Source organism: Bradyrhizobium agreste (assembly GCF_016031625.1).
Classification (GTDB): domain Bacteria; phylum Pseudomonadota; class Alphaproteobacteria; order Rhizobiales; family Xanthobacteraceae; genus Bradyrhizobium; species Bradyrhizobium agreste.
Map to the genome: position 1 here is coordinate 177,857 of NZ_JACCHP010000026.1, position 25,590 is coordinate 203,446.

General features: G+C 63.6%; 34 protein-coding genes. All 34 read left to right on the forward strand.

The window, feature by feature from the left end:
* The first annotated feature begins 154 nt into the window (after window positions 1-154).
* A complete protein-coding gene (locus HZZ13_RS31305; protein WP_197963328.1) occupies window positions 155-2,209 on the forward strand; it encodes an FAD-dependent oxidoreductase in 2,055 nt (684 codons plus the stop codon).
* Window positions 2,210-2,343: 134 nt separating this feature from the next.
* On the forward strand, window positions 2,344-4,374 hold the full coding sequence (locus HZZ13_RS31310; protein ID WP_197963329.1) for an ABC transporter ATP-binding protein: 2,031 nt from the start codon (window positions 2,344-2,346) through the stop codon (window positions 4,372-4,374).
* 877 nt (window positions 4,375-5,251) lie between these two features.
* Window positions 5,252-5,623 carry a 30S ribosomal protein S12 gene (gene rpsL / locus HZZ13_RS31315; protein ID WP_007603006.1) on the forward strand — a complete coding sequence of 124 codons (372 nt, stop codon included), beginning with the start codon at window positions 5,252-5,254 and terminating at the stop codon, window positions 5,621-5,623.
* A 15-nt stretch (window positions 5,624-5,638) separates the two neighbouring features.
* Complete coding sequence (rpsG, locus tag HZZ13_RS31320; RefSeq protein ID WP_018647239.1) at window positions 5,639-6,109, forward strand: 30S ribosomal protein S7; 471 nt, start codon at window positions 5,639-5,641, stop codon at window positions 6,107-6,109.
* A gap of 33 nt (window positions 6,110-6,142) precedes the next feature.
* Window positions 6,143-8,215, forward strand: a complete 2,073-nt coding sequence (gene fusA, locus HZZ13_RS31325) for an elongation factor G (RefSeq protein ID WP_197947884.1) — start codon at window positions 6,143-6,145, stop codon at window positions 8,213-8,215.
* Window positions 8,216-8,255: 40 nt separating this feature from the next.
* The gene (gene tuf, locus HZZ13_RS31330) at window positions 8,256-9,446 is read left to right on the forward strand and encodes an elongation factor Tu (protein WP_197963330.1); all 1,191 of its coding nucleotides are present in this window, start codon (window positions 8,256-8,258) and stop codon (window positions 9,444-9,446) included.
* Between the two features lie 85 nt (window positions 9,447-9,531).
* Window positions 9,532-9,840, forward strand: coding sequence for a 30S ribosomal protein S10 (rpsJ, locus tag HZZ13_RS31335; protein WP_002712302.1), 309 nt, complete (start codon window positions 9,532-9,534; stop codon window positions 9,838-9,840).
* Window positions 9,841-9,892: 52 nt separating this feature from the next.
* On the forward strand, window positions 9,893-10,606 hold the full coding sequence (rplC, locus tag HZZ13_RS31340) for a 50S ribosomal protein L3 (protein ID WP_027574054.1): 714 nt from the start codon (window positions 9,893-9,895) through the stop codon (window positions 10,604-10,606).
* Window position 10,607: 1 nt separating this feature from the next.
* Entirely contained in the window at window positions 10,608-11,228 is a 621-nt protein-coding gene (gene rplD / locus HZZ13_RS31345; RefSeq protein WP_091894751.1) for a 50S ribosomal protein L4, read from the forward strand.
* Window positions 11,225-11,527 (forward strand): 50S ribosomal protein L23, encoded by a 303-nt coding sequence (locus HZZ13_RS31350; RefSeq protein WP_025036992.1) that lies wholly within the window; start codon window positions 11,225-11,227, stop codon window positions 11,525-11,527. Before rplD ends, HZZ13_RS31350 begins: the two co-directional genes overlap by 4 nt.
* Window positions 11,528-11,539: 12 nt before the next feature.
* Entirely contained in the window at window positions 11,540-12,373 is an 834-nt protein-coding gene (gene rplB / locus HZZ13_RS31355) for a 50S ribosomal protein L2 (protein ID WP_060736369.1), read from the forward strand.
* Window positions 12,374-12,385: 12 nt separating this feature from the next.
* Window positions 12,386-12,664 carry a 30S ribosomal protein S19 gene (gene rpsS, locus HZZ13_RS31360; protein WP_008136357.1) on the forward strand — a complete coding sequence of 93 codons (279 nt, stop codon included), beginning with the start codon at window positions 12,386-12,388 and terminating at the stop codon, window positions 12,662-12,664.
* A gap of 10 nt (window positions 12,665-12,674) precedes the next feature.
* The gene (gene rplV / locus HZZ13_RS31365) at window positions 12,675-13,061 is read left to right on the forward strand and encodes a 50S ribosomal protein L22 (protein WP_008549264.1); all 387 of its coding nucleotides are present in this window, start codon (window positions 12,675-12,677) and stop codon (window positions 13,059-13,061) included.
* A 17-nt stretch (window positions 13,062-13,078) separates the two neighbouring features.
* Complete coding sequence (gene rpsC / locus HZZ13_RS31370; RefSeq protein ID WP_061876881.1) at window positions 13,079-13,804, forward strand: 30S ribosomal protein S3; 726 nt, start codon at window positions 13,079-13,081, stop codon at window positions 13,802-13,804.
* A gap of 30 nt (window positions 13,805-13,834) precedes the next feature.
* Entirely contained in the window at window positions 13,835-14,248 is a 414-nt protein-coding gene (rplP, locus tag HZZ13_RS31375) for a 50S ribosomal protein L16 (protein WP_008136349.1), read from the forward strand.
* Between the two features lie 5 nt (window positions 14,249-14,253).
* Window positions 14,254-14,460 carry a 50S ribosomal protein L29 gene (gene rpmC, locus HZZ13_RS31380; RefSeq protein WP_157280557.1) on the forward strand — a complete coding sequence of 69 codons (207 nt, stop codon included), beginning with the start codon at window positions 14,254-14,256 and terminating at the stop codon, window positions 14,458-14,460.
* 13 nt (window positions 14,461-14,473) lie between these two features.
* Entirely contained in the window at window positions 14,474-14,722 is a 249-nt protein-coding gene (gene rpsQ, locus HZZ13_RS31385) for a 30S ribosomal protein S17 (RefSeq protein ID WP_024342452.1), read from the forward strand.
* 84 nt (window positions 14,723-14,806) lie between these two features.
* The gene (rplN, locus tag HZZ13_RS31390) at window positions 14,807-15,175 is read left to right on the forward strand and encodes a 50S ribosomal protein L14 (protein ID WP_007603030.1); all 369 of its coding nucleotides are present in this window, start codon (window positions 14,807-14,809) and stop codon (window positions 15,173-15,175) included.
* Window positions 15,175-15,489, forward strand: a complete 315-nt coding sequence (gene rplX / locus HZZ13_RS31395) for a 50S ribosomal protein L24 (protein WP_197963331.1) — start codon at window positions 15,175-15,177, stop codon at window positions 15,487-15,489. The genes rplN and rplX overlap by 1 nt, the downstream gene beginning before the upstream one ends.
* Complete coding sequence (gene rplE, locus HZZ13_RS31400; protein ID WP_197963332.1) at window positions 15,482-16,039, forward strand: 50S ribosomal protein L5; 558 nt, start codon at window positions 15,482-15,484, stop codon at window positions 16,037-16,039. The genes rplX and rplE overlap by 8 nt, the downstream gene beginning before the upstream one ends.
* A 46-nt stretch (window positions 16,040-16,085) precedes the next feature.
* Complete coding sequence (gene rpsN / locus HZZ13_RS31405; RefSeq protein WP_100234744.1) at window positions 16,086-16,391, forward strand: 30S ribosomal protein S14; 306 nt, start codon at window positions 16,086-16,088, stop codon at window positions 16,389-16,391.
* Window positions 16,392-16,405: 14 nt separating this feature from the next.
* A complete protein-coding gene (gene rpsH / locus HZZ13_RS31410; RefSeq protein WP_024342456.1) occupies window positions 16,406-16,804 on the forward strand; it encodes a 30S ribosomal protein S8 in 399 nt (132 codons plus the stop codon).
* 16 nt (window positions 16,805-16,820) lie between these two features.
* Window positions 16,821-17,354 (forward strand): 50S ribosomal protein L6, encoded by a 534-nt coding sequence (gene rplF, locus HZZ13_RS31415; RefSeq protein ID WP_197963333.1) that lies wholly within the window; start codon window positions 16,821-16,823, stop codon window positions 17,352-17,354.
* A gap of 11 nt (window positions 17,355-17,365) precedes the next feature.
* On the forward strand, window positions 17,366-17,728 hold the full coding sequence (gene rplR / locus HZZ13_RS31420) for a 50S ribosomal protein L18 (RefSeq protein ID WP_024342458.1): 363 nt from the start codon (window positions 17,366-17,368) through the stop codon (window positions 17,726-17,728).
* Window positions 17,729-17,775: 47 nt separating this feature from the next.
* Entirely contained in the window at window positions 17,776-18,372 is a 597-nt protein-coding gene (gene rpsE, locus HZZ13_RS31425; RefSeq protein ID WP_014494507.1) for a 30S ribosomal protein S5, read from the forward strand.
* 25 nt (window positions 18,373-18,397) lie between these two features.
* Entirely contained in the window at window positions 18,398-18,592 is a 195-nt protein-coding gene (rpmD, locus tag HZZ13_RS31430) for a 50S ribosomal protein L30 (protein ID WP_025036984.1), read from the forward strand.
* A 75-nt stretch (window positions 18,593-18,667) separates the two neighbouring features.
* On the forward strand, window positions 18,668-19,153 hold the full coding sequence (gene rplO / locus HZZ13_RS31435; protein WP_025036983.1) for a 50S ribosomal protein L15: 486 nt from the start codon (window positions 18,668-18,670) through the stop codon (window positions 19,151-19,153).
* Window positions 19,154-19,301: 148 nt separating this feature from the next.
* Window positions 19,302-20,633, forward strand: a complete 1,332-nt coding sequence (secY, locus tag HZZ13_RS31440) for a preprotein translocase subunit SecY (RefSeq protein WP_197963334.1) — start codon at window positions 19,302-19,304, stop codon at window positions 20,631-20,633.
* A 263-nt stretch (window positions 20,634-20,896) separates the two neighbouring features.
* A complete protein-coding gene (locus HZZ13_RS31445) occupies window positions 20,897-21,763 on the forward strand; it encodes an adenylate kinase (protein WP_197963335.1) in 867 nt (288 codons plus the stop codon).
* Between the two features lie 187 nt (window positions 21,764-21,950).
* The gene (rpsM, locus tag HZZ13_RS31450) at window positions 21,951-22,319 is read left to right on the forward strand and encodes a 30S ribosomal protein S13 (RefSeq protein ID WP_027574068.1); all 369 of its coding nucleotides are present in this window, start codon (window positions 21,951-21,953) and stop codon (window positions 22,317-22,319) included.
* 131 nt (window positions 22,320-22,450) lie between these two features.
* Window positions 22,451-22,840, forward strand: a complete 390-nt coding sequence (gene rpsK, locus HZZ13_RS31455; RefSeq protein ID WP_007603045.1) for a 30S ribosomal protein S11 — start codon at window positions 22,451-22,453, stop codon at window positions 22,838-22,840.
* Between the two features lie 114 nt (window positions 22,841-22,954).
* Window positions 22,955-23,986 (forward strand): DNA-directed RNA polymerase subunit alpha, encoded by a 1,032-nt coding sequence (locus HZZ13_RS31460; RefSeq protein ID WP_036011050.1) that lies wholly within the window; start codon window positions 22,955-22,957, stop codon window positions 23,984-23,986.
* 145 nt (window positions 23,987-24,131) lie between these two features.
* A complete protein-coding gene (rplQ, locus tag HZZ13_RS31465) occupies window positions 24,132-24,548 on the forward strand; it encodes a 50S ribosomal protein L17 (RefSeq protein WP_080137232.1) in 417 nt (138 codons plus the stop codon).
* 243 nt (window positions 24,549-24,791) lie between these two features.
* Window positions 24,792-25,580, forward strand: a complete 789-nt coding sequence (locus tag HZZ13_RS31470; protein ID WP_197963336.1) for an SDR family NAD(P)-dependent oxidoreductase — start codon at window positions 24,792-24,794, stop codon at window positions 25,578-25,580.
* The last annotated feature ends 10 nt before the right edge of the window (window positions 25,581-25,590 follow it).

Sequence of the window (25,590 nt, forward strand, 5' to 3'; positions counted from 1 at the left end):
GGCTTTTGCCGGCCTTTTTGCTGCTTTGTTTGCTTGCTGCGATGCGGGATCGACCTTTGTTCATCTTTCCTTCAGCCGCAAAAGCGCTTCTGCTAAGGCGACTTAGACCGGTGGTCCCGTGAAGTGGGCAGGGCCGGAAGACCACGGAACTCTCATGCTTGATCTCGCAATCGTAGGCGGCGGCCCCGGCGGGCTGATGAGCGCCTGGTACCTGAAGCGCAAGCTCGGCGATCTCTGCCGCGTCACCATCTACGAGGCCTCCGACCGGCTCGGCGGCAAGATCGTCACGCGCAAGTTCGATTCGGCGCCCGCGATGTACGAGGCCGGCGTTGCCGAGATCTACGACTACTCGATGACGGGCCCGGACCCGCTGCGTGAGCTGATCCAGCATTTCGGCCTTCAGACCATTCCGATGGATGCCGAGCAGGTGCAGTTCGGCGGCGAGCTGCTCAACGACATTCCGGGCATGCGCCGCAAGTACGGCGCCAAGACTGCCGCGGCGATCGAAGCCTTCCGCAAGCGCTGCGCCGAGTTGATGTCGCCGGTGGAATATTACGAGGGCGTCGGCGCGCACGACAACGAGCATCCCTGGGCCTACAAGACCGCCGAGCAGGTGCTCGACGAGGAGGTCGAGGACGCCACCGCAAAGCGCTTCTTCAAGGTGATGGCGCGTTCCGACATCGCGACCGAGAGCCACAACACCAACGGGCTCAACGCGCTCAAGAACTATCTGATGGACGTCGACGGCTATATCGGCCTCTATTCCATCCAGAACGGCAACGAGCAGCTGATCGAATGCCTGCAGTCGGAGGTCAATGCCGACATCCAGCTCAACCACCGCGTGCTTGCCGTCGGCAAGGCGCCGACCGGCCGGTATCAGCTGAAGATGATGAACGGCAAGGGGCCGGAGACCCGTGACTTCGATCTCGTGCTGGTCTGCCTGCCGCATTCCTGGCTCGCCACTCTCGGCTGGGAGGGCGAGCAGCTGCGCAAGTCGATGGTCAAGCACGTGGCCTATTTCGACCGTCCTGCGCATTATCTGCGCGTCTCGATCCTGTTCGACGAGCCGTTCTGGGGCGACAAGATTCCGGGCGCCTGGTTCATGTCGGAAGCCTTCGGCGGCTGCTGCGTCTACAACGAGGGCGCACGTCACGACGTCGGCAAGCATGGTGTTCTGAACTGGCTCATTCCCGGCTCCGACGCACTGGCTTTTGCCAATCTGTCGGACCAGGAGCTGATCGACGCCGCCCTGAAATCGCTGCCGGCTTCTCTCGGCGATGCGCGTCTGCACTTCATGGAAGGCAAGATCCACCGCTGGCTGTCGTCGGTGAACGCGCTGCCGGGTGGTTTGCCGGTGCGCGATGTCATGACCAATCACCGGCCCGAACCGAAGGAGCACCCCGGCATCGTGGTGGTCGGCGACTATCTGTTCGATTCGACGCTGAACGGCCTGCTCGATTCCTCGGACGCGGCGACCGACATCATCCTGACCGAGATGATGCGCCTGCGTCGCGAACGCGCGCAGGGCGAGAAGCCGCTTTCGGACAAGATCGATCGCGATTATTTCGAGAATTATCGCGGTCTCGGCCCCTATCATGAGGCGTGGCGGCACTTCACCGATCCCGACTACCTCACGAAGCTGATCGGTATCGTCTGGGGCAGGACGGCGGGCGCCAAGCTGCTGGTCGCGGGCTCCGCCAGTGGCGAACTGGTCGGCGCACTGCGCGACCGCGGTATCGATGCATGGGGAATCGAGAACAACCGCGCCATCCACGCCAGGACGCCGAAAGCGCTGACGAAGTACAACAAGCTCGGCTCGATCACCGACATGCCATTCAAGGACGGCACGTTCGACTTCGTGTTCGAGACCAGCCTCTGCCACGTGTCCCCGAAGCAGGTGGTCCGCGCGATTCGCGAGCTCAACCGCGTGGTGAAGACCGGCCTCGTGTTCGGCTCCATCACCTCGGACATGGCGCCGGCATTGATCGACCGCTACGACCTGCTGCGGGGGGTCAGGAAGCTCGGCACCTGGTGGGAATGGTCCGAATTGTTCTTCGGCAACGGCTTCGACCTGTCGATGCACCGCAAGGACTGCACCGACGCGCTTTGGGAGGCGACGCTCGCCGCCAATAAGGGACCGGGGCAATGGTACGCCGACGCGGATTCCCTGCGCTATTCCTTCTTCGACAAGGTCGAGGACGAGGATTAGCCCAGGGACCGGGAATCGAATTCCCCAATTGTTTTGCCGAATTCATCCTGATCGCATAGAATCGGTGCAATAGCGGTTGCCGCTATGTCCTGCGTTCTCTGCGGTCATGCCGGCCGTCAGCATCGGTTGGTTTCATGGCATCCAAGCCCCTCCCGCCCGACAAACAGAAGGCCGCCGCGGAAGAGGCGGCCGAGCTCGAGGACAAGCTTGCTCTCGCCAAGCCGGACCTCGAACCCGACCAGGACGAGGAAGACGAGGAGCACGGCGGGCTGGAACTCGACGACGACGATGAGGACGAGGACCTCGTCGTCTTTACCGCGCGCGAGGCTGCCGGCGCCCTCGCGACCATCGTCGGCTTCGTCAAGCCCTATCTCTCGAACTACAAGCGGATGCTGTCATTCGTGGCCTTCGGCGTCGTGGTCGAGACGTTGTTCAACGTCATCATGCCGCTCAGCCTCAAATTCCTGATCGACGATGCGCTCGGCGAGGAGGATTTTCAGGCACTCTACAAGATCCTCGGCGTGCTCGCGGCCGCCGGCATCTTCACCTCGATCGTCGCGGTCTGGTACGAACGTTGGGACGCACGCCTTGCCGCTTGCATCATCTCCGACGTCCGCAAGCGCCTGTTCGAGCACGTCCAGGACCTGCCCGCCGCCTATTTCGGCCGCACCAGGCGCGGCGAGATCCTGTCGCGCTTCTCGGTCGATCTCTCGGCCTTCGAAGGCTCGGTCAAGACGTTCGCCAACAGTGCCGCACTGCCGTTCCTGGAGCTGATCGCCGGCATCATCCTGATGGTCTTCCTCAACTGGCAGCTCGCCGTCGTCGCGCTACTGGTGTTCCCGATCACGCTGATCGGCCCACGGATCCTGACGCCGAAGGCGGTGCAGGCCAATTACGAGCAGAAGCTCAACGAATCGGCGCTGCTCGGCATGGTGCAGGAGAACGTGGCGGCCCAGGCGGTGATCAAGGCGTTCAGCCTGCAACGCAAGATGTTCGGCTTCTTCACCTTGCGCAACGACGAGACCCGCAACAAGATCGCCTCGGCCGCATTCCTCTCGACCATGGTGGAGCGGACGGTCACCATCTCGGTGCTCCTCCTGCACCTCGTGGTGCTCGCGATCGGCGCCTATCTGGCGACCAAGGGCCAGATCACAATCGGCACCTTCGTCACCTTCGAGAGCGCGTTCTGGGAGGTTTCCTACAACATCGCCCATGTGATGCATTTCATCCCGGTGTCGATCTCCTCGGCCGCCGCGATCCGTCACATCCAGGAACTGCTCGACGAGCCGACCCGCGGCGCAGACCGCCCCGGCGCGCCGGATCTGCCCCGAATCACCAACGACATCACCTTCGATCACGTCACCTTCCAGTATGAGGGCAGCCAGACGCCGGTGCTGGACAATCTCAGCCTCAAGCTCAATGCCGGCAAGCGCATCGCGATCGTCGGCCCGAGCGGCTCCGGCAAGAGCACGCTGCTCAATCTGATCCTGCGGCTCTACGTGCCCGACGAAGGCCGCGTCACCATCGACGGCGTCGACGTCCGCAAGGTGACGCTGGATTCGCTGCGCCGGAGCATGGCGGTGGTGTTCCAGGAGAACATGCTGTTCAACATGTCGATCCGCGAGAACATCCGGCTCGGCAAGGAGGGTGCAACCGACGAGGAGGTGGAGGAGGCGGCCAAGAAGGCCGAGATCCACCGCTACATCATGAGCCTGCCGCAGCGCTACGACACGCAGGTCGGCGAGCGCGGAGACACGCTGTCGGGCGGCCAGCGCCAGCGCATCGCGATCGCGCGCGCGATCATCCGCAACCCCTCCGTGCTGCTGCTGGACGAAGCCACCTCAGCGTTGGACCAGACCACCGAGGCCGCGATCAACCGCACCCTGCTCAGGGTCGCCAAGGGTCGCACCATGATCTGGTCGACCCACCGCCTGACCTCGGTGGTCGAGATGGACGAGATCATCGTGATATCAGGGGGCAGGGCGATCGAGCGCGGCTCCCATGCCGAGCTGCTCGCCAAGAACGGCACCTATCGCAAGCTGTGGAACGACCAGATCCACCAGCCCCATGGCGCGGCAGCTCGCGCCGCCGCCGACGGCGCCGATGACGAAGAGGACGAAGACCTCGAGGACGATGAGGACGACGAGGACGACGAGGAGGAGTAACCGCGGGCGTTCAGCTCCGAGGGGCCTCGTTTGATCGTCTCGACTCACAAGCGGCGCGCGGGACTCGTCGATTCCCTGATGCGAGGCGCTCGGCCGCCGCGACGCCACGTTTTTTTGCACGCATGGCTCGGGCCAAGACCATCCGCCGATCGGCAAGTCCGGGCTGAAGCCGCGCCACATCGGGCCTCGCGGCAGGGCGGGAAAGCTGGAAGGCCGCGTCACCAGCCAGCAAACTGAGCGCAGGCAGGAAAAAAGGCTCTCGGCCTGGTAATAAAAATATATTAAGTCCGGGTATAATTGCTTTCAGATCTAACAGGCTGCCTATGTCAGGCAGGCGCGGTGAGGCGGCCAAGAGGCTATTTTCGCAGCCGCATGAAGCGCTTTCTGACTGTCGTTTCACCTTGACTTGACCGATTCTCACTTATAGAAAGCGCCTCACTTAACGACAGGCGGTGAGCATCGCCAGCGTCGGAACGGGCCACCCGTTGATCCCCAAAGACTAGATCTGCCAGGGGTCGCAAAGACGGGCACCAACCTCGACGAATGCCGCTCAAACGCTGTCGATCATAGCTAGGCAATGCCAGTGCGACTTTAGTTCTCTCGAGCACGTTCTCTTGAGATCGAATTCGGATGCATGACCTCAGGGTGCGGGCCGCGGCGTGACGCTGAACGGCTTCGAGACTGCGGTCCTCTGTGGCGTCGAAGCGCTTTCCGCTCCTTGATGGAGCGGTTGGCGCAATTTCGCTTTGCGCGGGTTATTCGCGCAAGGCGGCCCCGTCGGGCGGGCAGCTCGAACAGAATTTGCGGACCCGGTGACGGGCCGCGGCAAGACAGCGGACCCGAGTGGGGCCGCGGCAGAAAAAGGGTGAAGGCCAGAATGCCGACGATCAACCAGCTGATCGCTCAACCGCGGGAAGTGCAGAAGTCGCGCAAGAAGGTGCCGGCGCTGCAGCAGTCGCCGCAGAAGCGTGGTGTTTGCACGCGCGTCTACACCACGACCCCGAAGAAGCCGAACTCGGCGCTTCGTAAGGTTGCCAAGGTGCGCCTGACCAACGGTTTCGAGGTGATCGGCTACATCCCCGGCGAGGGCCATAACCTCCAGGAGCACTCGGTGGTCATGATCCGCGGCGGCCGCGTCAAGGACTTGCCGGGCGTGCGCTACCATATCCTCCGCGGCGTTCTGGATACCCAGGGCGTCAAGAACCGTAAGCAGCGTCGTTCGAAGTACGGCGCCAAGCGTCCGAAGTAAGCGGGAACCAAGCCCATGTCTCGTCGCCACTCTGCGGAAAAGCGCGAAGTTCTTCCGGATCCGAAGTTCGGGAACATCATCGTCACGAAGTTCATGAACTCGGTGATGTACGCCGGCAAGAAGTCGGTTGCGGAAGGCATTGTGTATGGTGCGTTCGGCATCATCGAATCCAAGACCAAGCAGAACCCGCTCGGCGTGTTCGAGCAGGCGCTCGAGAACGTCATGCCGACCATCGAGGTCCGCTCCCGCCGCGTCGGCGGCGCGACCTATCAGGTTCCGGTCGAGGTTCGCTCGACCCGCCGGCAGGCTCTCGGCATTCGCTGGCTGATCGCGGCTGCGCGTGAGCGCAACGAGAAGACGATGACCGAGCGGCTCTCGGCGGAGCTCTTGGACGCATCGAACAACCGGGGGAACGCCGTCAAGAAGCGCGAAGACGTGCACCGCATGGCGGAAGCCAACCGCGCCTTCTCGCACTATCGCTGGTAACGGCGACACACTCGGACTCGCAAGGAACGACCCATGCCCCGCCAACATGCCATCGAGGACTACCGTAACTTCGGTATCATGGCGCATATCGACGCCGGCAAGACCACGACCACCGAGCGCATCCTCTATTACACCGGCAAGAGCCACAAGATCGGCGAAGTGCACGAAGGTGCCGCGACGATGGACTGGATGGAGCAGGAGCAGGAGCGTGGCATCACGATCACCTCGGCTGCGACCACCGCGTTCTGGAACGGCAAGCGCCTGAACATCATCGACACGCCCGGTCACGTCGACTTCACCATTGAAGTCGAGCGTTCGCTTCGCGTGCTCGACGGCGCCGTCTGCGTGCTCGACTCCAACCAGGGCGTCGAGCCCCAGACCGAGACCGTCTGGCGCCAGGGCGACAAGTACAAGGTTCCGCGCATCGTCTTCGCCAACAAGATGGACAAGATCGGTGCCGACTTCTTCAAATGTCTGTCGGACATCGTCGACCGTCTGGGCGCCAAGCCCGTCGCGATCCAGCTTCCGATCGGTGCCGAGAACAACTTCAAGGGTCTCGTCGACCTCGTGAAGATGAAGGGCGTCATCTGGAACGATGAATCGCTCGGCGCGAAGTTCGACTATGTCGACATTCCGGAAGACCTCGTCGACCAGGCCAAGGAATATCGCGAGAAGATGGTGGAAGCCGCCGTCGAGCTCGACGATGACGCCATGGCCGCCTATCTCGACGGCAAGGAGCCGGACGAGGCGACCCTGAAGCGCCTGATCCGCAAGGCGGTGCTGACCGGCGCGTTCTATCCCGTGCTGTGCGGCTCGGCCTTCAAGAACAAGGGCGTGCAGCCGCTGCTCGACGCCGTGGTCGACTACCTGCCGTCGCCGCTCGACGTGCCCGCGATCAAGGGCACCGACGACAAGGGCAACGAGGTCGTGCGCAAGGCGGACGACAAGGAGCCGCTGGCGCTGCTCGCGTTCAAGATCATGGACGACCCGTTCGTCGGCACCATCACCTTCTGCCGCATCTACTCCGGCGTTCTGCAGAGCGGCACCGGCGTCGTGAACTCGACCCGCGAGAAGAAGGAGCGGATCGGGCGCATGCTGTTGATGCATGCGAACAACCGCGAGGACATCAAGGAGGCCTATGCCGGCGACATCGTCGCGCTGGCCGGTCTGAAGGAAGCGCGCACCGGTGACACGCTGTGCGATCCCGACCACCAGGTCATCCTCGAGAAGATGGAATTCCCCGAGCCGGTCATCGAGATCGCGATCGAGCCGAAGTCCAAGGCCGACCAGGAGAAGCTGGGCGTGGCGCTGGCCAAGCTCGCCGCGGAGGATCCGTCCTTCCGCGTTTCGACCGACCACGAGTCCGGCCAGACCATCCTCAAGGGCATGGGCGAGCTCCATCTCGACATCAAGGTCGACATCCTCAAGCGCACATACAAGGTCGACGCCAACATCGGCGCGCCCCAGGTGGCGTTCCGTGAGCGCATCACCAAGCGGGTGGAGCACAGCTACACCCACAAGAAGCAGACCGGCGGCACCGGCCAGTTCGCGGCCGTGTCGTTCATCGTCGAGCCGAACGAGCCCGGCAAGGGCTTCGAGTTCGAATCGAAGATCGTCGGCGGCGCGGTGCCGAAGGAGTACATCCCCGGCGTCGAGAAGGGCCTGGAGAGCGTGCTGTCGTCCGGCGTGGTCGCGGGCTTCCCCGTGGTCGACGTCAAGGTGCAGCTCGTCGACGGCAAGTATCACGACGTCGACTCGTCGGCGCTCGCCTTCGAAATCGCCTCGCGCGCCTGCTTCCGCGAAGCGCTGCAGATGGGCAAGTCGGTCCTGCTCGAGCCGATCATGAAGGTCGAGGTGGTGACTCCGGAGGACTACACCGGCTCGGTCATCGGCGACCTGAATTCCCGGCGCGGTCAGATCCAGGGGCAGGACATGCGCGGCAACGCCAACGTCATCAACGCGATGGTGCCGCTCATGAACATGTTCGGTTACGTGAACAATCTGCGCTCGATGAGCCAGGGTCGCGCGACCTTCACCATGCAGTTCGATCACTACGCAGAAGCGCCGGCCAATGTGTCGGCAGAAGTCCAGAAGAAGTTTGCCTGATTGTCGTCGGTCTCAAGCCGACGATTGAACGGAGAGTCAAATGGCCAAAGCAAAGTTTGAACGTACCAAGCCGCACTGCAACATCGGCACCATCGGTCACGTCGACCATGGTAAGACGTCGCTGACCGCGGCGATCACCAAGATCCTCGCCGAGACCGGCGGTGCGACGTTCACCGCGTACGATCAGATCGACAAGGCGCCGGAAGAGAAAGCGCGTGGCATCACCATCTCGACTGCGCACGTCGAGTACGAGACCAAGAACCGCCACTACGCTCACGTCGACTGCCCCGGCCACGCCGACTACGTGAAGAACATGATCACCGGCGCCGCCCAGATGGACGGTGCGATCCTGGTCGTGTCGGCCGCTGACGGCCCGATGCCGCAGACCCGCGAGCACATCCTGCTCGCCCGCCAGGTCGGCGTGCCCGCGCTCGTCGTGTTCCTCAACAAGTGCGACATGGTCGACGATCCGGAGCTGCTCGAGCTCGTCGAGCTCGAAGTCCGCGAGCTGCTCTCGAAGTACGAGTTCCCCGGCGACAAGATCCCGATCATCAAGGGTTCGGCGCTCGCCGCTCTCGAAGACTCCGACAAGAAGCTCGGCCACGACGCCATCCTCGAGCTGATGCGCAACGTCGACGAGTACATCCCGCAGCCGGAGCGTCCGATCGACCAGCCGTTCCTGATGCCGGTCGAAGACGTGTTCTCGATCTCGGGCCGCGGTACCGTCGTGACCGGCCGTGTCGAGCGCGGCGTCATCAAGGTCGGCGAGGAAATCGAGATCGTCGGTCTGCGCGCGACCCAGAAGACCACCGTCACCGGCGTCGAGATGTTCCGCAAGCTGCTCGATCAGGGCCAGGCCGGCGACAACATCGGCGCGCTGCTCCGCGGCACCAAGCGCGAGGACGTCGAGCGCGGCCAGGTTTTGGCCAAGCCGGGTTCGGTCAAGCCGCACACCAAGTTCAAGGCTGAGGCCTACATCCTCACCAAGGAAGAGGGCGGTCGCCACACCCCGTTCTTCACCAACTACCGTCCGCAGTTCTACTTCCGCACCACCGACGTGACGGGTGTGGTGCACCTGCCGGAAGGCACCGAGATGGTGATGCCGGGCGACAACATCGCGATGGAAGTGCACCTGATCGTGCCGATCGCGATGGAAGAGAAGCTCCGCTTCGCGATCCGCGAAGGCGGTCGCACCGTCGGCGCCGGCGTCGTCGCCTCGATCATCGAGTAACAAGCGAATAGGGAATGGTGAGTGGCGAATAGGGAATTCCATTCGCTACTCGCTACTCGCCACTCTACTCAAAGAAAGCACGGCAATGAACGGCCAAAACATTCGTATCCGTCTCAAGGCGTTCGACCATCGTATCCTCGATACGTCGACCCGCGAGATCGTGAACACGGCGAAGCGCACCGGCGCGCAGGTCCGCGGACCCATTCCGCTGCCCACCCGCATCGAGAAGTTCACCGTCAACCGTTCGCCCCACGTCGACAAGAAGAGCCGCGAACAGTTCGAGATGCGCACTCACAAGCGCCTGCTCGACATCGTCGATCCGACCCCGCAGACCGTCGATGCTTTGATGAAGCTCGACCTGGCCGCCGGTGTCGACGTCGAGATCAAGCTCTAAGATTTTGGATCCCGTTCGCCAAAAGCGGACAAAGAGAACAGGAAGCAAGCCGATGCGCTCCGGAGTGATCGCACAAAAGGTCGGGATGACGCGGGTCTTCACGGAGGCCGGCGAACATATTCCCGTGACCGTGCTGAAGCTCGGCAATTGCCAGGTCGTAGGCCACCGCACCGAAGAGAAGAACGGTTACGTCGCGCTCCAGCTCGGTTCTGGTACCCGCAAGACCGTTTACATGCCGAAGGCCGAGCGCGGCCAGTTCGCGGTCGCCAAGGTCGAGCCGAAGCGCCGGGTCGAGGAATTCCGCGTCACCGCCGACGCCATGATCCCGGTCGGCGCCGAGATCCAGGCTGACCATTTCGTCGTCGGCCAGTTCGTCGACGTCACCGGCACCTCGGTCGGTAAGGGCTTCGCCGGCGGCATGAAGCGCTGGAACTTCGGCGGTCTGCGCGCCACGCACGGTGTGTCGATCTCGCACCGCTCGATCGGTTCGACCGGTGGCCGTCAGGACCCCGGCAAGACCTGGAAGAACAAGAAGATGCCCGGCCACATGGGTGTCGACCGCATCACCACGCTCAACCTTCGCGTCGTCCAGACCGATGTCGAGCGCGGCCTGATCCTCGTCGAAGGCGCCGTTCCCGGCTCCAAGGGCGGCTGGATCCGCGTGCGCGACGCCGTCAAGAAGCCGCTGCCGAAGGAAGCTCCGAAGCCCGGCAAGTTCAAGGTTGCTGGCGACGCGGAAGCCGCTCCGGCTGCGCAGGAGGCGTGAGATGGAATTGAAGGTCACCACCCTCGAAGGTAAGGAAGCCGGCTCCGTGCAGCTGTCCGACGCCATTTTCGGCCTCGAGCCGCGCGAGGACATCATCGCGCGCTGCGTGCAGTGGCAGCTCAACAAGCGCCAGGCCGGCACGCACAAGGCCAAGGGCCGCGCCGAGATCTGGCGCACCGGCAAGAAGATGTACAAGCAGAAGGGCACCGGCGGTGCTCGTCACGGCTCGGCCCGCGTGCCGCAGTTCCGCGGCGGCGGTCGTGCCTTCGGTCCGGTGGTGCGTTCGCACGCCACCGACCTGCCGAAGAAGGTCCGTGCGCTCGCTCTGAAGCATGCGCTCTCGGCCAAGGCCAAGGACGGCGATCTCGTCGTGATCGAGAAGGCCGCGCTCGAGACCGCCAAGACCAAGGCGCTGCTCGGCCACTTCTCGGGTCTCGGGCTGACCAATGCGCTGATCATCGACGGTGCCGAGCTCAACAACGGCTTCGCCGCTGCGGCCCGCAACATCCCGAACATGGACGTGCTGCCGATCCAGGGCATCAACGTCTATGACATCCTGCGCCGTCAGAAGCTCGTTCTGACCAAGGCCGCCATCGATGCGCTGGAGGCGCGCTTCAAATGAGCAAGAACATCGAGCCTCGCCACTACGACGTGATCCTGTCGCCGGTCGTGACCGAAAAGGCGACGATCGCCTCGGAGCACAACAAGGTGCTGTTCAAGGTGGCCGCCAAGGCGACCAAGCCGCAGATCAAGGAAGCGATCGAGAAGCTGTTCGACGTCAAGGTCAAGAGCGTCAACACGCTGGTCCGCAAGGGCAAGGTCAAGGCCTTCCGCGGCACCATCGGCTCGCAGTCGAACAGCAAACGCGCGATCGTGACCCTCGAAGAGGGTCACCGGATCGACGTCACCACCGGTCTGTAAGGTCGTACGACGATGGCACTGAAGACATTCAATCCCACGACGCCCGGCCAGCGCCAGCTGGTCATGGTCGATCGTTCGGCCCTCTACAAGGGCAAGCCGCTGAAGGCCCTCACCGAGGGCAAGAAGTCCTCGGGCGGCCGCAACAACACCGGCCGCATCACCGTGCGCTTCCGCGGCGGCGGTCACAAGCAGACGCTGCGTACCGTCGACTTCAAGCGTGAGAAGGTCGACGTGCCCGCGACCGTCGAGCGGCTGGAATACGATCCGAACCGCACCGGCTTCATCGCACTGATCAAGTATCAGGACGGCGAGCAGGCCTATATCCTGGCGCCGCAGCGCCTGGCTGTGGGCGACACGATCATCGCCGGCAATTACGTCGACGTGAAGCCGGGCAACGTCATGCCGCTCGGCAACATGCCGGTCGGCACGATCATCCACAACATCGAGGTCAAGATCGGCAAGGGCGGCCAGCTCGCGCGTTCCGCGGGCACCTACGCCCAGCTCGTCGGCCGCGACCAGGACTATGTCATCATCCGCCTGAACTCGGGCGAGCAGCGCTTGGTGCACGGCCGTTGCCGCGGCACGATCGGCGCGGTCTCGAACCCGGATCACATGAACACCTCGATCGGCAAGGCCGGTCGCAAGCGTTGGATGGGCCGCAGGCCGCACAACCGCGGTGTCGCGATGAACCCGATCGACCATCCGCACGGCGGTGGTGAAGGTCGTACCTCGGGCGGCCGTCACCCGGTCACCCCGTGGGGCAAGCCGACCAAGGGCAAGAAGACCCGCACCAATAAGTCGACCAACAAATTCATTCTCCTAAGCCGCCACAAGCGGAAGAAGTAAGGAACGCCGGACATGGTTCGTTCAGTCTGGAAAGGCCCGTTCGTCGAGGGTTCTCTGCTCAAGAAGGCAGATGCCGCCCGCGCGTCCGGCCGTCACGACGTCATCAAGATCTGGAGCCGTCGCTCGACGATCCTGCCGCAGTTCGTCGGCCTGACCTTCGGCGTCTACAATGGTCAGAAGCACGTGCCGGTGGCCGTGAACGAGGAAATGGTCGGTCACAAGTTCGGCGAGTTCTCGCCGACCCGGACCTTCCATGGCCACTCCGGCGACAAGAAAGCCAAGAAGGCTTGAGGATTAAACGATGAGCAAACCTAAGCGCGAACGGAGCCTCGCCGACAACGAGGCCAAGGCGGTCGCCCGGATGCTGCGGGTGAGCCCGCAGAAGCTCAACCTGGTCGCCCAGCTCATTCGCGGCCGGAAGGCGTCTGCCGCGCTCGCCGACCTGCAGTTTTCGCGCAAGCGGATCGCGGTCGACGTGAAGAAGTGCCTGGAATCGGCGATCGCCAATGCCGAGAACAACCATGACCTCGACGTCGACGATCTCGTCGTGGCGCAGGCCTTCGTCGGCAACGGCCTCGTGATGAAGCGCTTCGCCGCCCGCGGCCGCGGCCGCTCGGGCCGTGTCTACAAACCGTTTTCGCAGCTGACGATCATCGTTCGTCAGGTCGAAGCTGAAGCCGCCGCTTAAGGGCGCAGGAGAACACGATGGGTCAAAAGATCAATCCGATCGGTCTGCGTCTCGGCATCAACCGGACCTGGGATTCCCGCTGGTTCGCCGGCAAGCAGGAATACGGCAAGCTGCTGCACGAGGACGTCAAGATCCGCGAGATCCTGCACAAGGAGCTCAAGCAGGCGGCCGTCGCCCGCATCGTGATCGAGCGTCCGCACAAGAAGTGCCGCGTCACCATCCACTCGGCCCGTCCGGGCGTGGTGATCGGCAAGAAGGGCGCCGACATCGACAAGCTGCGCAAGAAAGTCGCGGACATCACCTCGTCCGACGTCGTCATCAACATCGTCGAGATCCGCAAGCCGGAGCTCGATGCGACGCTGGTGGCCGAGTCGATCGCGCAGCAGCTCGAGCGCCGCGTGGCGTTCCGCCGCGCCATGAAGCGCGCCGTGCAGTCGGCGATGCGTCTCGGTGCGGAGGGCATCCGCATCAACTGCTCGGGACGTCTGGGCGGTGCGGAAATCGCGCGCATGGAGTGGTACCGCGAAGGTCGCGTGCCGCTGCACACGTTGCGTGCCGATATCGACTACGGCGTTGCGACCGCGTTCACGACCTTCGGCACCTGCGGCGTCAAGGTCTGGATCTTCAAGGGCGAGATCCTCGAGCACGATCCGATGGCCCAGGACAAGAGAATGGCCGAAGGCGAGACCGGCGGCAGTGGCGATCGCGGTGGCCGTCAGCGCCGCGAGACGGCCGCTGCCTAAGGCCAGACAGGAATTTGAGGGCTCAAAGCCATGATGCAACCTAAGAAAACGAAGTTCCGGAAGGCGCATAAGGGCCGCATCCACGGCGTCGCGTCTTCGGGCGCGACGTTGGCGTTCGGCCAGTTCGGCCTGAAGGCGACCGAGCCTGAGCGCGTCACCGCGCGCCAGATCGAAGCGGCCCGCCGCGCGCTGACCCGCCACATGAAGCGTGCCGGCCGCGTCTGGATCCGCGTGTTCCCCGACGTTCCGGTGTCGAAGAAGCCGGCCGAAGTCCGCATGGGCTCCGGCAAGGGTTCGCCGGAATTGTGGGTGGCGCGGGTCAAGCCGGGCCGGGTGCTGTTCGAGATCGACGGCGTCAACACCCAGACGGCGCGTGAGGCGCTGACCCTGGCGGCTGCCAAGCTGCCGATCAAGACGCGCTTCGTCGAGCGCATTGCGGAGTAATGGCCATGGCCCAGATGAAGATCGAAGACATCCGCGCGATGAGCCCCGACCAGCAGGATGAGGCCATCCTGAACCTGAAGAAGGAGCGCTTCAACCTGCGCTTCCAGCGCGCCACCGGGCAGCTCGAGAATACCTCGCGCCTGCGCGAGGCCCGCCGTGACATCGCCCGGATCAAGACCGTCGCCGCGCAGACGCGCGCGAAGAAGAAGTAAGAGGCTTACGAAGATGCCGAAACGTACTTTGCAGGGCGTGGTCGTCAGCGACAAGCAAGCCAAGACCATCGTGGTGCGCGTCGATCGCCGCTTCACGCACCCGATCTACAAGAAGACGATCCGCCGTTCGAAGAACTACCACGCGCACGACGAGAGCAACCAGTTCAAGCCGGGCGACATGGTGTGGATCGAGGAAACCAAGCCGATTTCGAAGTTGAAGCGCTGGGTCGTGATCCGGGGCGAACACAAGAAAAGCGCCTGATCTGTTGGCTTTAGCCGACTGACTTCAGGGAAATGTTGAGCGCCGGCTGGGCTGGCGCAAAGAGAAAGAGGACGAGGTGCATCAATGATTCAGATGCAGACCAACCTCGACGTGGCCGACAATTCTGGCGCACGCCGTGTCATGTGTATCAAGGTGCTCGGGGGCTCCAAGCGCCGCTACGCCACGATCGGCGACATCATCGTCGTGTCGATCAAGGAAGCGATTCCGCGTGGCAAGGTGAAGAAGGGCGACGTGATGAAGGCCGTCGTGGTGCGCGTCCGCAAGGACATCCGCCGCGCCGACGGCTCCGTCATCCGCTTCGACCGCAACGCCGCCGTGCTGATCAACAACCAGTCCGAGCCGGTCGGCACCCGTATTTTCGGGCCCGTGCCGCGCGAGCTGCGCGCCAAGAACCACATGAAGATCATCTCGCTCGCGCCGGAGGTGCTGTGATGGCTGCGAAGATCCGCAAGGGCGACAGGGTCGTCGTGCTGACCGGCCGCGACAAGGGCCGCACCGGCGAAGTGTTCGAGGTTCGCCCCGACGCCGGCACCGCGCTGGTGCGCGGCATCAACATGGTCAAGCGTCACCAGAAGCAGACGCAGGCCCAGGAGGGCGGCATCATCTCGAAAGAGGCGCCGATCCACCTGTCCAACATCGCGTATGTCGGCAAGGACGGAAAGCCGACCCGCGTCGGATTCAAGATTCTGGCGGACGGCAAGAAGGTCCGCATCGCCAAGAGCTCGGGAGCTGAGATCGATGGCTGAGGCCGCTTACACGCCGCGCCTGCGCGCGGAATATGACGCGAAGATCCGCACGGCTCTGACCGAGAAGTTCGGTTACGAGAACGTCATGCAGGTTCCGCGCCTGGACAAGGTCGTGCTGAACATGGGCGTTGGCGATTCCGTCAACGACCGTAAGAAGGCCGAGGCCGCCGCTGCCGAATTGACCCAGATCGCCGGCCAGAAGGCGATCGTCACGTATTCGCGCATCGCGATCGCGACCTTCAAGCTGCGTGAGAACCAGCCGATCGGCTGCAAGGTCACGCTGCGCAAGGCCCGCATGTACGAGTTCATCGACCGCCTGGTGAACGTCGCGCTGCCGCGCGTGCGCGACTTCCGCGGTCTGAACCCGAAGAGCTTCGACGGCCGCGGCAACTACTCGCTCGGCATCAAGGAGCACATCATTTTCCCCGAGATCGACTTCGACAAGGTCACGGAAGCCCGCGGTATGGACATTACCGTCTGCACCACGGCCAAGACCGACGAAGAGGCGAGGGCCTTGTTGACCGCTTTCAATTTCCCGTTCCGGCAGTGAGACGCTGAGTTAGAGCCTCTCAAACGCGGATACCCAGGAGCCAAGCATGGCAAAGAAGAGTTCAGTCGAGAAGAACAACCGGCGCAAGCGGATGGTGAAGAACGCCGCCGCCAAGCGCGAGCGGTTGAAGGCGATCATCGCCGACAAGACGCTGCCGATGGAGGAGCGGTTCGCCGCGACGCTGAAGCTGGCGGAAATGCCGCGCAACTCGTCGGCGACCCGCATCCGCATGCGCTGCGAGCTGTCGGGCCGTCCGCGCTCGAACTATCGCAAGAACAAGCTGTCCCGTATCGCGCTGCGCGAGCTTGGCTCCAAGGGCATGGTCCCTGGCCTCGTGAAGTCCAGCTGGTAAGGAGGGTCGTTTAGATGTCTACGCACGATCCAATCAGCGATCTGATCACCCGTATCCGCAACGCGCAGATGCGTTCGAAGACCAAGGTCTCCACGCCCGGCTCGAAGATGCGCGAGAACGTGCTCGAGGTTCTGAAGGCCGAGGGCTACATCCGCGGTTACGCCACGCTCGAGCACTCCTCGGGACGCAGCGAGATCGAGATCGAGCTGAAATATTTCGACGGCGAGCCCGTCATTCGCGAGATTGAGCGCGTTTCCAAGCCCGGGCGCAGAGTCTACGCCTCGGTGAAGAACCTGCCGCGGGTGAATAACGGTCTCGGCATTTCGGTGTTGTCGACGCCGAAGGGGATCATGGCCGACCACAGCGCGCGCGACGCGAATGTGGGCGGTGAAGTCCTCTTCACGGTGTTCTGAGAAGGATTTTCGATCCATGTCACGTGTTGGCAAAAAGCCTGTGACGGTGCCGTCGGGCGTTACCGCGACCGTCGACGGCCAGACCGTCAAGATGAAGGGGCCCAAGGGCCAGCTTCAGTTCATCGTCCACGACGACGTCGAGGTGAAGCTCGAGAACGGCCAGGTCAAGGTCAAGCCGCGGACCGAGACCAACCGCGCGCGGGCGCTGTACGGCACCGCTCGCGCCCAGGTCGCCAATCTGGTCGAAGGTGTCACCAAGGGTTTCGAGAAGAAGCTCGAGATCACGGGCGTCGGCTATCGCGCCGCGATGCAGGGCAAGAACCTGCAGCTCGCGCTCGGCTACAGCCATGACGTGATCTATCCGATCCCCGAGGGGATCACGATCACCGTGCCGAAGCCGACCGAGATCACGGTGGCGGGCAGCGACATTCAGCGCGTCGGCCAGGTCGCCGCCGAGATCCGCTCCTATCGTCCGCCGGAGCCCTACAAGGGCAAGGGCGTGAAGTATGTGGGCGAATTCATCTTCCGCAAGGAAGGCAAGAAGAAGTAACGGAGCCGGTCATGTCCAAAGCCAAGGTTACGAATGCCCGGCGCAAGCGGAGTGTGCGGCTGAAGCTGCGCCGCTCCGCCGGCGGCCGTCCGCGCCTGTCGGTGTTCCGTTCGTCCAAGCACATCTACGCCCAGGTCATCGACGACCTGAAAGGCGAGACGCTGGCCTCTGCCTCGTCGCTCGAGAAGTCGATGCGCGACGGCGGCAAGACCGGCGCCGACATCGATGCGGCGAAGGCGGTCGGCAAGCTGCTGGCCGAGCGCGCCGCCGAGAAGGGCGTCAAGGAAGTCGTGTTCGATCGCGGCAGCTATCTCTATCACGGGCGCGTCAAGGCTCTCGCCGACGCGGCGCGTGAGAGCGGGCTGAGCTTCTAACAGAATTTGAGGATTGAGGCGTAAGCCTCTGAAGGATTGGAAAAACCATGGCAGCTGAACGCGAACAACGTGGTGGACGCGATCAACGCGGCGGCGGACGTGAACGCAGGGAGCGCGAGGAGCGCGACAGCGAGTTCGTCGACAAGCTCGTCCACATCAACCGCGTGGCCAAGGTCGTCAAGGGCGGCAAGCGCTTCGGTTTCGCAGCGCTGGTCGTGATCGGCGACCAGAAGGGCCGCGCCGGCTTCGGTCACGGCAAGGCGCGCGAAGTGCCTGAGGCGATCCGCAAGGCGACCGAGTCCGCCAAGCGCAACCTGACGCGGGTGTCGCTGCGCGAGGGCCGCACGCTTCATCACGACATCGCCGGCCGTCATGGCGCGGGCCGTGTCTATCTGCGTGCCGCTCCGGCCGGTACCGGCATCATCGCCGGCGGCCCGATGCGCGCCGTGTTCGAGACGCTCGGCGTCCAGGACGTGGTGGCGAAGTCGATCGGCTCGTCGAACCCGTACAACATGGTGCGCGCGACCTTCGACGCGCTGAAGCATCAGGATTCGCCGCGTTCGGTCGCTGCCCGCCGCAACATCAAGGTGTCCACCCTCCAGTCCCGTCGTATCGGCGGCGATGCCGAGGCGGCCGCCGACTAACGGAAGCTTTTCGGAGTAGACTCCCATGGCCAAGGCCGCAAAGACGATCAAGGTTGAGCAGACCGGCAGCGCGATCCGCCGCCATCACTCGCAGCGCTCGACCCTGATCGGGCTCAAGCTCAACAAGATCGGCCGCACCAGCGAACTGCCGGATACCCCGGCGGTCCGCGGCATGATCGAGAAGGTTCACCATCTCGTCCGCATCATCGACGAGAAGTAAGCAAAGGCGCACGGTCCCGAAAAGCGGGAAGCGGTTTTCGGTGAAGATCGTGCGCAAGACACAAGGAGAAGGGCGATGAAGCTCAGCGATATCGCCGACAACGCCGGCTCGCGCAAGAAGCGTATGCGCGTCGGCCGCGGCATCGGTTCCGGCAAGGGCAAGCAGTCCGGCCGCGGCGGCAAGGGCCAGACCGCGCGTTCGGGTGTGCGCATCAAGGGTTTCGAAGGCGGCCAGATGCCGATGCATCGCCGTCTGCCCAAGCGCGGCTTCAACAACATCTTCCGCGTCGAGTTCGCCGAGATCAATCTCGACCGGCTCCAGGAAGCGGTCGACGCCAAGAAGATCGACGCCGGCAGCGTCGTGAACGTCGAGGCCCTGGTGAAGGGCGGCGTGCTGCGCCGCGCCAAGGCCGGCCTGCGGCTGCTCGGCCGAGGCGAGCTCAAGTCCAAGCTCAACATCGAAGTGCACGGCGCCAGCAAGACCGCGATCGCGGCGGTCGAGAAGGCCGGCGGCTCGGTGAAGATCCTCGCCCAGCCCAAGGAAGAAGGCGAGGCGGCGTAACAACTGCGTCATTGGCCCGCGGCGCGCGGGCCTTTACGCATGCGGGACGTGGACTTATCGAAGCCGAGCCCCAGATAATGTCCGGCGTCCGCTAAACTAGCCCGGCCGCGGGCATGACGGCGCAACAGGCGGCGGGAGAAAGTCCAAGATGGTCTCTGCAGCGGAACAACTGGCAGCCAATCTCAATTTCGGCGCGTTTGCCAAGGCCGACGAACTGAAGAAGCGCATCTGGTTCACCCTGGGTGCGCTGCTCGTTTATCGGCTCGGGACCTATATCCCGCTGCCGGGCATCGATCCCAACATCTGGGAGCAGGTGTTCCGCTCCCAGGCGGGCGGCATTCTCGGCATGTTCAACATGTTCGCCGGCGGCGGCATCCACCGCATGGCGATCTTCGCGCTGAACATCATGCCGTACATCTCGGCCTCGATCATCATCCAGCTCCTCACCACCGTCTCGCCGCAGCTCGAGGCGCTGAAGAAGGAAGGCGAGGCCGGCCGCAAGACGCTGAACCAGTACACGCGCTATCTGACCGTCATCCTGGCCGCATTCCAGTCCTACGGCATCGCCGTCGGCCTCGAAGGTGCCGGCAACGTCGTCAGCGAGCCCGGCATGTTCTTCCGCCTGTCCACGGCGATCACGCTGACCGGCGGCACCATGTTCCTGATGTGGCTCGGCGAGCAGATCACCTCGCGCGGCATCGGCAACGGCATTTCGCTGATCATTCTCGCCGGCATCGTCGCCGAGCTGCCGGCGGCGCTCGCCGGCATGCTCGAGCTCGGCCGTCAGGGTGCGATGTCGACCGGCCTGATCCTGGTCGTCATCATCATGGCCGTCGTCGTGATCGCCTTCATCGTCTTCGTGGAGCGCGCCCAGCGCCGGCTTCTGATCCAGTATCCGAAGCGCCAGGTCGGCAACAAGATGTTCGAGGGCCAGTCCTCGCATCTGCCGCTCAAGCTCAACACCTCCGGCGTGATCCCGCCGATCTTCGCATCCTCGCTGCTCCTTTTGCCGACGACGGTCGCGAACTTCAACACGGGGAGCGGGCCGGAATGGCTGCAGTGGATCACCACCCAGCTCGGCCATGGCCGTCCGCTGTTCCTGATCATGTATCTGGGGCTGATCGTGTTCTTCGCCTTCTTCTACACCGCGATCGTGTTCAACCCGACCGAGACCGCGGACAATCTGAAGAAGCACGGCGGCTTCATTCCGGGCATTCGCCCGGGCGAACGCACCGCGGAATACATCGACTACGTGCTGTCGCGCATCACGGTCCTGGGTGCGATTTATCTCGCCATCGTCTGCTTGATCCCGGAAATCCTGATCTCCTACGCCTCGGTGCCGTTTTATTTCGGCGGCACCTCGCTGCTGATCGTCGTCAGCGTCACCATGGACACGGTGGCGCAGGTGCAAGGCTATCTGCTGGCGCACCAGTATGAAGGTCTGATCCGCAAGTCCAAGCTGCGGGGCCGCCGCCGCTAACGTATCCGCGGCGCAAATGCCCCGCCGAATCGCGGTGCGAGCAGAGTGCGGCGACCGTTACCGCTGTCGGCGGGGCTGTCGGCCGCATCCGCCGAGCGGCTCTCGGTGCGCGCAATCCCTGATTTCAAAGCCTTCTTGGCGTCCGCCCGTTCACTCCCCTATGATATGGGTGGTGGTGCGGCGCTGATTGTGGTTTGCACTATTCTCGATCTTCAAACACAGGTGCGCGACGTATCGCTCACCAAGCCGGGGGGCGTACGCCGATGAGAATTATACTTCTGGGACCGCCGGGGTCGGGCAAGGGGACTCAGGCCCAGCTCTTGGTGCAGCGCTATGGCATCGTCCAGCTCTCGACTGGCGAGATGCTGCGTGCCGCGGTTGCGGCCGGCACCCCGGTCGGGTTGAAGGCCAAGGAGATCATGGCCAGCGGCGGTCTCGTGCCCGATGACGTCGTGGTGGGAATCATCTCCGACCGCATCGACCAGCCGGACGCCAAGAACGGTTTCATCCTCGACGGTTTCCCGCGCACCGTGCCGCAGGCCGAGGCGCTGGACGAGTTGCTCAAGCGCAAGCATCTCAAGCTCGATGCCGTGATCGAGCTCCGCGTCAACGAGAGCGCGCTCTTGAGCCGCGTCGAGACCCGCGTCGCCCAGATGCGGGAGCGCGGCGAGGAGGTCCGGCTCGACGACACCCCGGAGGTCCTGACCAAGCGCCTGGCCAGCTATCGCAGCCAGACGGAACCGCTGATTCACTACTATTCCGAGCGGCGGAAGCTATCGACCATCGATGGCATGATGGCCATCGACGAGGTCACCCGCGCCATCCACCGCCAGCTCCTGGCTTTGGGGGCGGTCGAGCCCAAGACGCATGCCCGGAGCGCCGCCAAGGCGGCGCCGGCCAAGAAGGCCAAGGCGGGAAAGAAATTGGCCAAAACGCCCCCAAAGGCGGCTAAAAAGCCTGCCAAATCAGCCAAAACCGCCAAAAAGGCGACCAAGAAAGCTGCGAAGGGCGCCAAGAAACCCACCAAGAAGACCGCCAAAAAAGCAGCCCAAAAGACCGCCAAGAAGGCCCTCAAAAAGGGTGCCAAAAAGGCCGCAAAAAAGGTCACGAAAAAGCGAACCAAACGCTAGCAGCGGTTGACGAAAGCCCCCGGAATCCCCTAATAAGCCCCGCATCCAAGTCGGATAGTTTCAGACGATGCCGGGCCCCAGGAAGACCGGGGGTGGGCGTCGTGTTCGCGTTTGTGAACACCTGCCCGAGAAAGCAAGCACTTAAAGCCCGATTCCTGACGAGGGATCGGCAACAGGAGAGAAGGCCGTGGCCCGTATTGCCGGCGTGAACATTCCCACCAACAAGCGCGTGCTGATCGCGCTTCAGTACATCCATGGCATCGGCCCGAAGATCGCCGGTGACATCATGGAGAAGGTGAAGATCCCCGAGGACCGTCGCGTCAATCAGCTGAGCGACGCCGAAGTGCTCCAGATCCGCGAAGTCATCGACCGCGACTATCTCGTCGAGGGCGACCTGCGTCGTGAGGTCGGCATCAACATCAAGCGTCTGATGGACCTCGGCTGCTATCGCGGCCTGCGTCATCGTCGCGGTCTGCCGGTGCGCGGTCAGCGGACCCACACCAATGCGCGCACGCGCAAGGGCCCGGCCAAGGCCATCGCCGGCAAGAAGAAGTAAACTGGCGAATTGGAAGTGGCGAGTGGCGAGTAGGGGGCTTCCCTATTCGCCATTCGCTACTCGCTATTCGCTTCCATAGGTGTAGCCGCTGGCATTACGGCGGCGTTTGAGATCTTCAGGAAAGGGACTCAATGGGCAAGGAAGCCACCCGCGTTCGTCGTCGTGAGCGCAAGAACATCGCCTCCGGCGTCGCGCATGTGAACTCGTCGTTCAACAACACGACCATCACCATCACCGACGCGCAGGGCAACACGATCGCCTGGTCTTCGGCCGGCACGATGGGCTTCAAGGGCTCGCGCAAGTCGACCCCGTACGCCGCGCAGGTCGCCGCCGAGGACGTGTCGAAGAAGGCGCAGGAGCACGGCATGCGCACGCTGGAAGTCGAGGTCGCCGGTCCCGGTTCGGGCCGCGAATCGGCGCTCCGCGCGCTCCAGGCCGCCGGCTTCACCGTCACCTCGATCCGCGACGTGACCACGATCCCGCACAACGGTTGCCGTCCCCGCAAGCGCCGGCGCGTTTGATTTTGACGAGCTGCGGGCGCGTCGGCGCCCGCAGTGACTTTGCAAGAAGCCGCAGGCAGGATCTGCGGCCTTTCTCCAACGCCAGTATTTGCACCGTCAAATTGACTGGCCTGTATGGGTGAAACAGTGACGATCCAGAAAAATTGGCAAGAACTGATTCGACCGAACAAGCTCCAGGTCACGCCCGGCAGCGATTCCTCGCGTTTCGCGACCATCGTCGCCGAGCCGCTCGAGCGTGGCTTCGGCCAGACCCTCGGCAATGCGCTGCGCCGCATCCTGCTCTCCTCGCTCCAGGGCGCGGCGGTGCAATCGGTGCACATCGACGGCGTGCTGCACGAGTTCTCCTCGATCGCGGGCGTCCGTGAGGACGTCACCGACATCGTGCTGAACATCAAGGACATCTCGATCAAGATGCAGGGCGAAGGCCCCAAGCGCATGGTCGTGAAGAAGCAGGGCCCGGGCGTCGTCACCGCCGGCGACATCCAGACCGTCGGCGATGTGGTCGTGCTCAATCCCGATCTGCAGATCTGCACGCTCGACGAGGGCGCCGAGATCCGCATGGAGTTCACGGTCTCGACCGGCAAGGGCTACGTGCCCGCCGAGCGCAACCGTCCCGAGGACGCGCCGATCGGCCTGATCCCGGTCGACAGCCTGTACTCGCCGGTCCGCAAGGTCTCGTACAAGGTCGAGAACACCCGCGAGGGCCAGATCCTCGACTACGACAAGCTGACCATGACGATCGAGACCAACGGCGCGATCACGCCGGATGACTCGGTGGCCTACGCCGCCCGCATCCTGCAGGACCAGCTCAACGTGTTCGTCAACTTCGAAGAGCCGCGCAAGGAAGTCGCCCAGGAGATCATCCCGGACCTCGCCTTCAACCCGGCCTTCCTCAAGAAGGTGGACGAGCTCGAGCTGTCGGTGCGTTCGGCCAACTGTCTGAAGAACGACAACATCGTCTACATCGGCGACCTCGTGCAGAAGAGCGAGGCGGAAATGCTCCGCACCCCGAACTTCGGCCGCAAGTCGCTGAACGAGATCAAGGAAGTGCTGGCCCAGATGGGTCTGCACCTCGGCATGGAAGTGCCGGGCTGGCCGCCGGAGAACATCGACGAGCTCGCCAAGCGCTTCGAGGATCATTACTGAGCGAATGGCGAGTCGGGAGTGGCGAATAGGGGAAGAACTATTCGCTACTCACCATTCGCCAATCGCAACCTAGGGCGAACGCAGGAAGCCCACCTGAAAACCAGTCGCTGAACCACCGCGACACAATCGAAGAAGGACTACACACATGCGTCACGGCAAGGTTCATCGGAAGCTCAACCGCACGGCCGAGCACCGCAAGGCGATGTTCGCCAACATGGCGGCCGCTCTGATCAAGCACGAGCAGATCGTCACCACGCTGCCCAAGGCCAAGGAGCTTCGCCCGATCGTCGAGAAGCTCGTCACCCTCGGCAAGAAGGGCGGCCTGTCGCTGCGCCGTCAGGCCATCGCCGAGCTGCGCGACGTCGACATGGTCAAGAAGCTGTTCGATACGCTGGCGACCCGCTACAAGGACCGCCAGGGCGGCTACACCCGCATCATCAAGGCCGGCTTCCGCTACGGCGACAACGCCGCGATGGCCGTGATCGAGTTCGTCGATCGCGACGTCGACGCCAAGGGCCAGGACTCCGGCCCGGTGCAGGAGAAGGAAGCTGAGGCGGCGTAAGCCGGACCGGCATGACGTTTCAAAAGCGGCGCCTTCGGCGCCGCTTTTTTGTTGCGTAGGCCGCGGATTGCGTGGAGCGCAAACCGCTCAGCATAACCCACATGCTTCTGCAATCGCGAGATGGTGTGCTGGGCCACGCCTTCGGCTGACCCGCGAGCACCTTGCCACTCACGCGTGAGTGAGCGCCGATTGCACTCCATCGAGCGCGCCCGATATCTCCATGCACATCCATGGAGATATCGCATGAAGATCGACCTTTCCGGAAAGACCGCCCTCGTGACCGGCTCGACCGCCGGCATCGGCCACGCCACCGCCAAGGGCCTCGCCGCCTCCGGCGCCAGCGTCGTCATCAACGGCCGCGGCCAGGACAAGGTCGATGCGGCGGTACGCAAGCTGGAAGGGACAGGCGCCAAGGTCCGCGGGATCGCGGCCGACGTCTCGACCGCGGCAGGCTGCAAGTCACTCGTTGCGGCGCTGCCCGAGGTCGACATCCTCATCAACAATGCCGGCATCTTCGAGCCCAAGGATTTCTTCGACATTCCGGACGAGGACTGGAGCCGCTTCTTCGAGGTCAATGTGATGAGCGGGGTGCGGCTCTCACGCGCGTACATGAAGGGCATGCTCGCACGCAATTGGGGCCGCATCGTCTTCATCTCCTCGGAATCCGGGCTCAACATTCCCGTCGAGATGATCCATTACGGCATGACCAAGACGGCCCAGCTGTCCGTCGCGCGCGGCTTGGCGCAGCTCACCGCTGGCACCGGCGTCACCGTCAATTCCGTGCTGCCGGGCCCGACCATGTCGGAAGGCGTCGAGACGTTCGTCAAGGATCTCGCCAGGCAAAATGGCCAGTCCGTGGACGAGGCCGCGGCCAATTTCGTCAGGCAGCATCGCCCGAGCTCGCTGCTGCAGCGCTTCGCCAGCGTCCACGAGATCGCCAACATGGTGGTCTATGTCGCCTCGAAGGAGGCATCCGCCACCAACGGCGCAGCCCTGCGCGCGGAAGGCGGCATCGTCAACACGATCGCCTGAGGCGATGCGC

Coding starts and splice junctions, on each gene's coding strand:
- rplD (WP_091894751.1), top strand. CDS start 10,608: ATGGAATTGAAGGTCACCACCCTCGAAGGTAAGGAAGCCGGCTCCGTG.
- HZZ13_RS31460 (WP_036011050.1), top strand. CDS start 22,955: ATGGGTGAAACAGTGACGATCCAGAAAAATTGGCAAGAACTGATTCGA.
- rpsE (WP_014494507.1), top strand. CDS start 17,776: ATGGCAGCTGAACGCGAACAACGTGGTGGACGCGATCAACGCGGCGGC.
- rpsL (WP_007603006.1), top strand. CDS start 5,252: ATGCCGACGATCAACCAGCTGATCGCTCAACCGCGGGAAGTGCAGAAG.
- HZZ13_RS31305 (WP_197963328.1), top strand. CDS start 155: ATGCTTGATCTCGCAATCGTAGGCGGCGGCCCCGGCGGGCTGATGAGC.
- rplC (WP_027574054.1), top strand. CDS start 9,893: ATGCGCTCCGGAGTGATCGCACAAAAGGTCGGGATGACGCGGGTCTTC.
- rpsG (WP_018647239.1), top strand. CDS start 5,639: ATGTCTCGTCGCCACTCTGCGGAAAAGCGCGAAGTTCTTCCGGATCCG.
- fusA (WP_197947884.1), top strand. CDS start 6,143: ATGCCCCGCCAACATGCCATCGAGGACTACCGTAACTTCGGTATCATG.
- rplN (WP_007603030.1), top strand. CDS start 14,807: ATGATTCAGATGCAGACCAACCTCGACGTGGCCGACAATTCTGGCGCA.
- rpsJ (WP_002712302.1), top strand. CDS start 9,532: ATGAACGGCCAAAACATTCGTATCCGTCTCAAGGCGTTCGACCATCGT.
- rplO (WP_025036983.1), top strand. CDS start 18,668: ATGAAGCTCAGCGATATCGCCGACAACGCCGGCTCGCGCAAGAAGCGT.
- rpsS (WP_008136357.1), top strand. CDS start 12,386: ATGGTTCGTTCAGTCTGGAAAGGCCCGTTCGTCGAGGGTTCTCTGCTC.
- HZZ13_RS31470 (WP_197963336.1), top strand. CDS start 24,792: ATGAAGATCGACCTTTCCGGAAAGACCGCCCTCGTGACCGGCTCGACC.
- rpsQ (WP_024342452.1), top strand. CDS start 14,474: ATGCCGAAACGTACTTTGCAGGGCGTGGTCGTCAGCGACAAGCAAGCC.
- rpmC (WP_157280557.1), top strand. CDS start 14,254: ATGGCCCAGATGAAGATCGAAGACATCCGCGCGATGAGCCCCGACCAG.
- rpsH (WP_024342456.1), top strand. CDS start 16,406: ATGTCTACGCACGATCCAATCAGCGATCTGATCACCCGTATCCGCAAC.
- HZZ13_RS31445 (WP_197963335.1), top strand. CDS start 20,897: ATGAGAATTATACTTCTGGGACCGCCGGGGTCGGGCAAGGGGACTCAG.
- HZZ13_RS31310 (WP_197963329.1), top strand. CDS start 2,344: ATGGCATCCAAGCCCCTCCCGCCCGACAAACAGAAGGCCGCCGCGGAA.
- rpmD (WP_025036984.1), top strand. CDS start 18,398: ATGGCCAAGGCCGCAAAGACGATCAAGGTTGAGCAGACCGGCAGCGCG.
- rplV (WP_008549264.1), top strand. CDS start 12,675: ATGAGCAAACCTAAGCGCGAACGGAGCCTCGCCGACAACGAGGCCAAG.
- rplF (WP_197963333.1), top strand. CDS start 16,821: ATGTCACGTGTTGGCAAAAAGCCTGTGACGGTGCCGTCGGGCGTTACC.
- tuf (WP_197963330.1), top strand. CDS start 8,256: ATGGCCAAAGCAAAGTTTGAACGTACCAAGCCGCACTGCAACATCGGC.
- rplB (WP_060736369.1), top strand. CDS start 11,540: ATGGCACTGAAGACATTCAATCCCACGACGCCCGGCCAGCGCCAGCTG.
- rplP (WP_008136349.1), top strand. CDS start 13,835: ATGATGCAACCTAAGAAAACGAAGTTCCGGAAGGCGCATAAGGGCCGC.
- rpsC (WP_061876881.1), top strand. CDS start 13,079: ATGGGTCAAAAGATCAATCCGATCGGTCTGCGTCTCGGCATCAACCGG.
- rpsK (WP_007603045.1), top strand. CDS start 22,451: ATGGGCAAGGAAGCCACCCGCGTTCGTCGTCGTGAGCGCAAGAACATC.
- rplQ (WP_080137232.1), top strand. CDS start 24,132: ATGCGTCACGGCAAGGTTCATCGGAAGCTCAACCGCACGGCCGAGCAC.
- rplE (WP_197963332.1), top strand. CDS start 15,482: ATGGCTGAGGCCGCTTACACGCCGCGCCTGCGCGCGGAATATGACGCG.
- rplX (WP_197963331.1), top strand. CDS start 15,175: ATGGCTGCGAAGATCCGCAAGGGCGACAGGGTCGTCGTGCTGACCGGC.
- rplR (WP_024342458.1), top strand. CDS start 17,366: ATGTCCAAAGCCAAGGTTACGAATGCCCGGCGCAAGCGGAGTGTGCGG.
- HZZ13_RS31350 (WP_025036992.1), top strand. CDS start 11,225: ATGAGCAAGAACATCGAGCCTCGCCACTACGACGTGATCCTGTCGCCG.
- rpsN (WP_100234744.1), top strand. CDS start 16,086: ATGGCAAAGAAGAGTTCAGTCGAGAAGAACAACCGGCGCAAGCGGATG.
- secY (WP_197963334.1), top strand. CDS start 19,302: ATGGTCTCTGCAGCGGAACAACTGGCAGCCAATCTCAATTTCGGCGCG.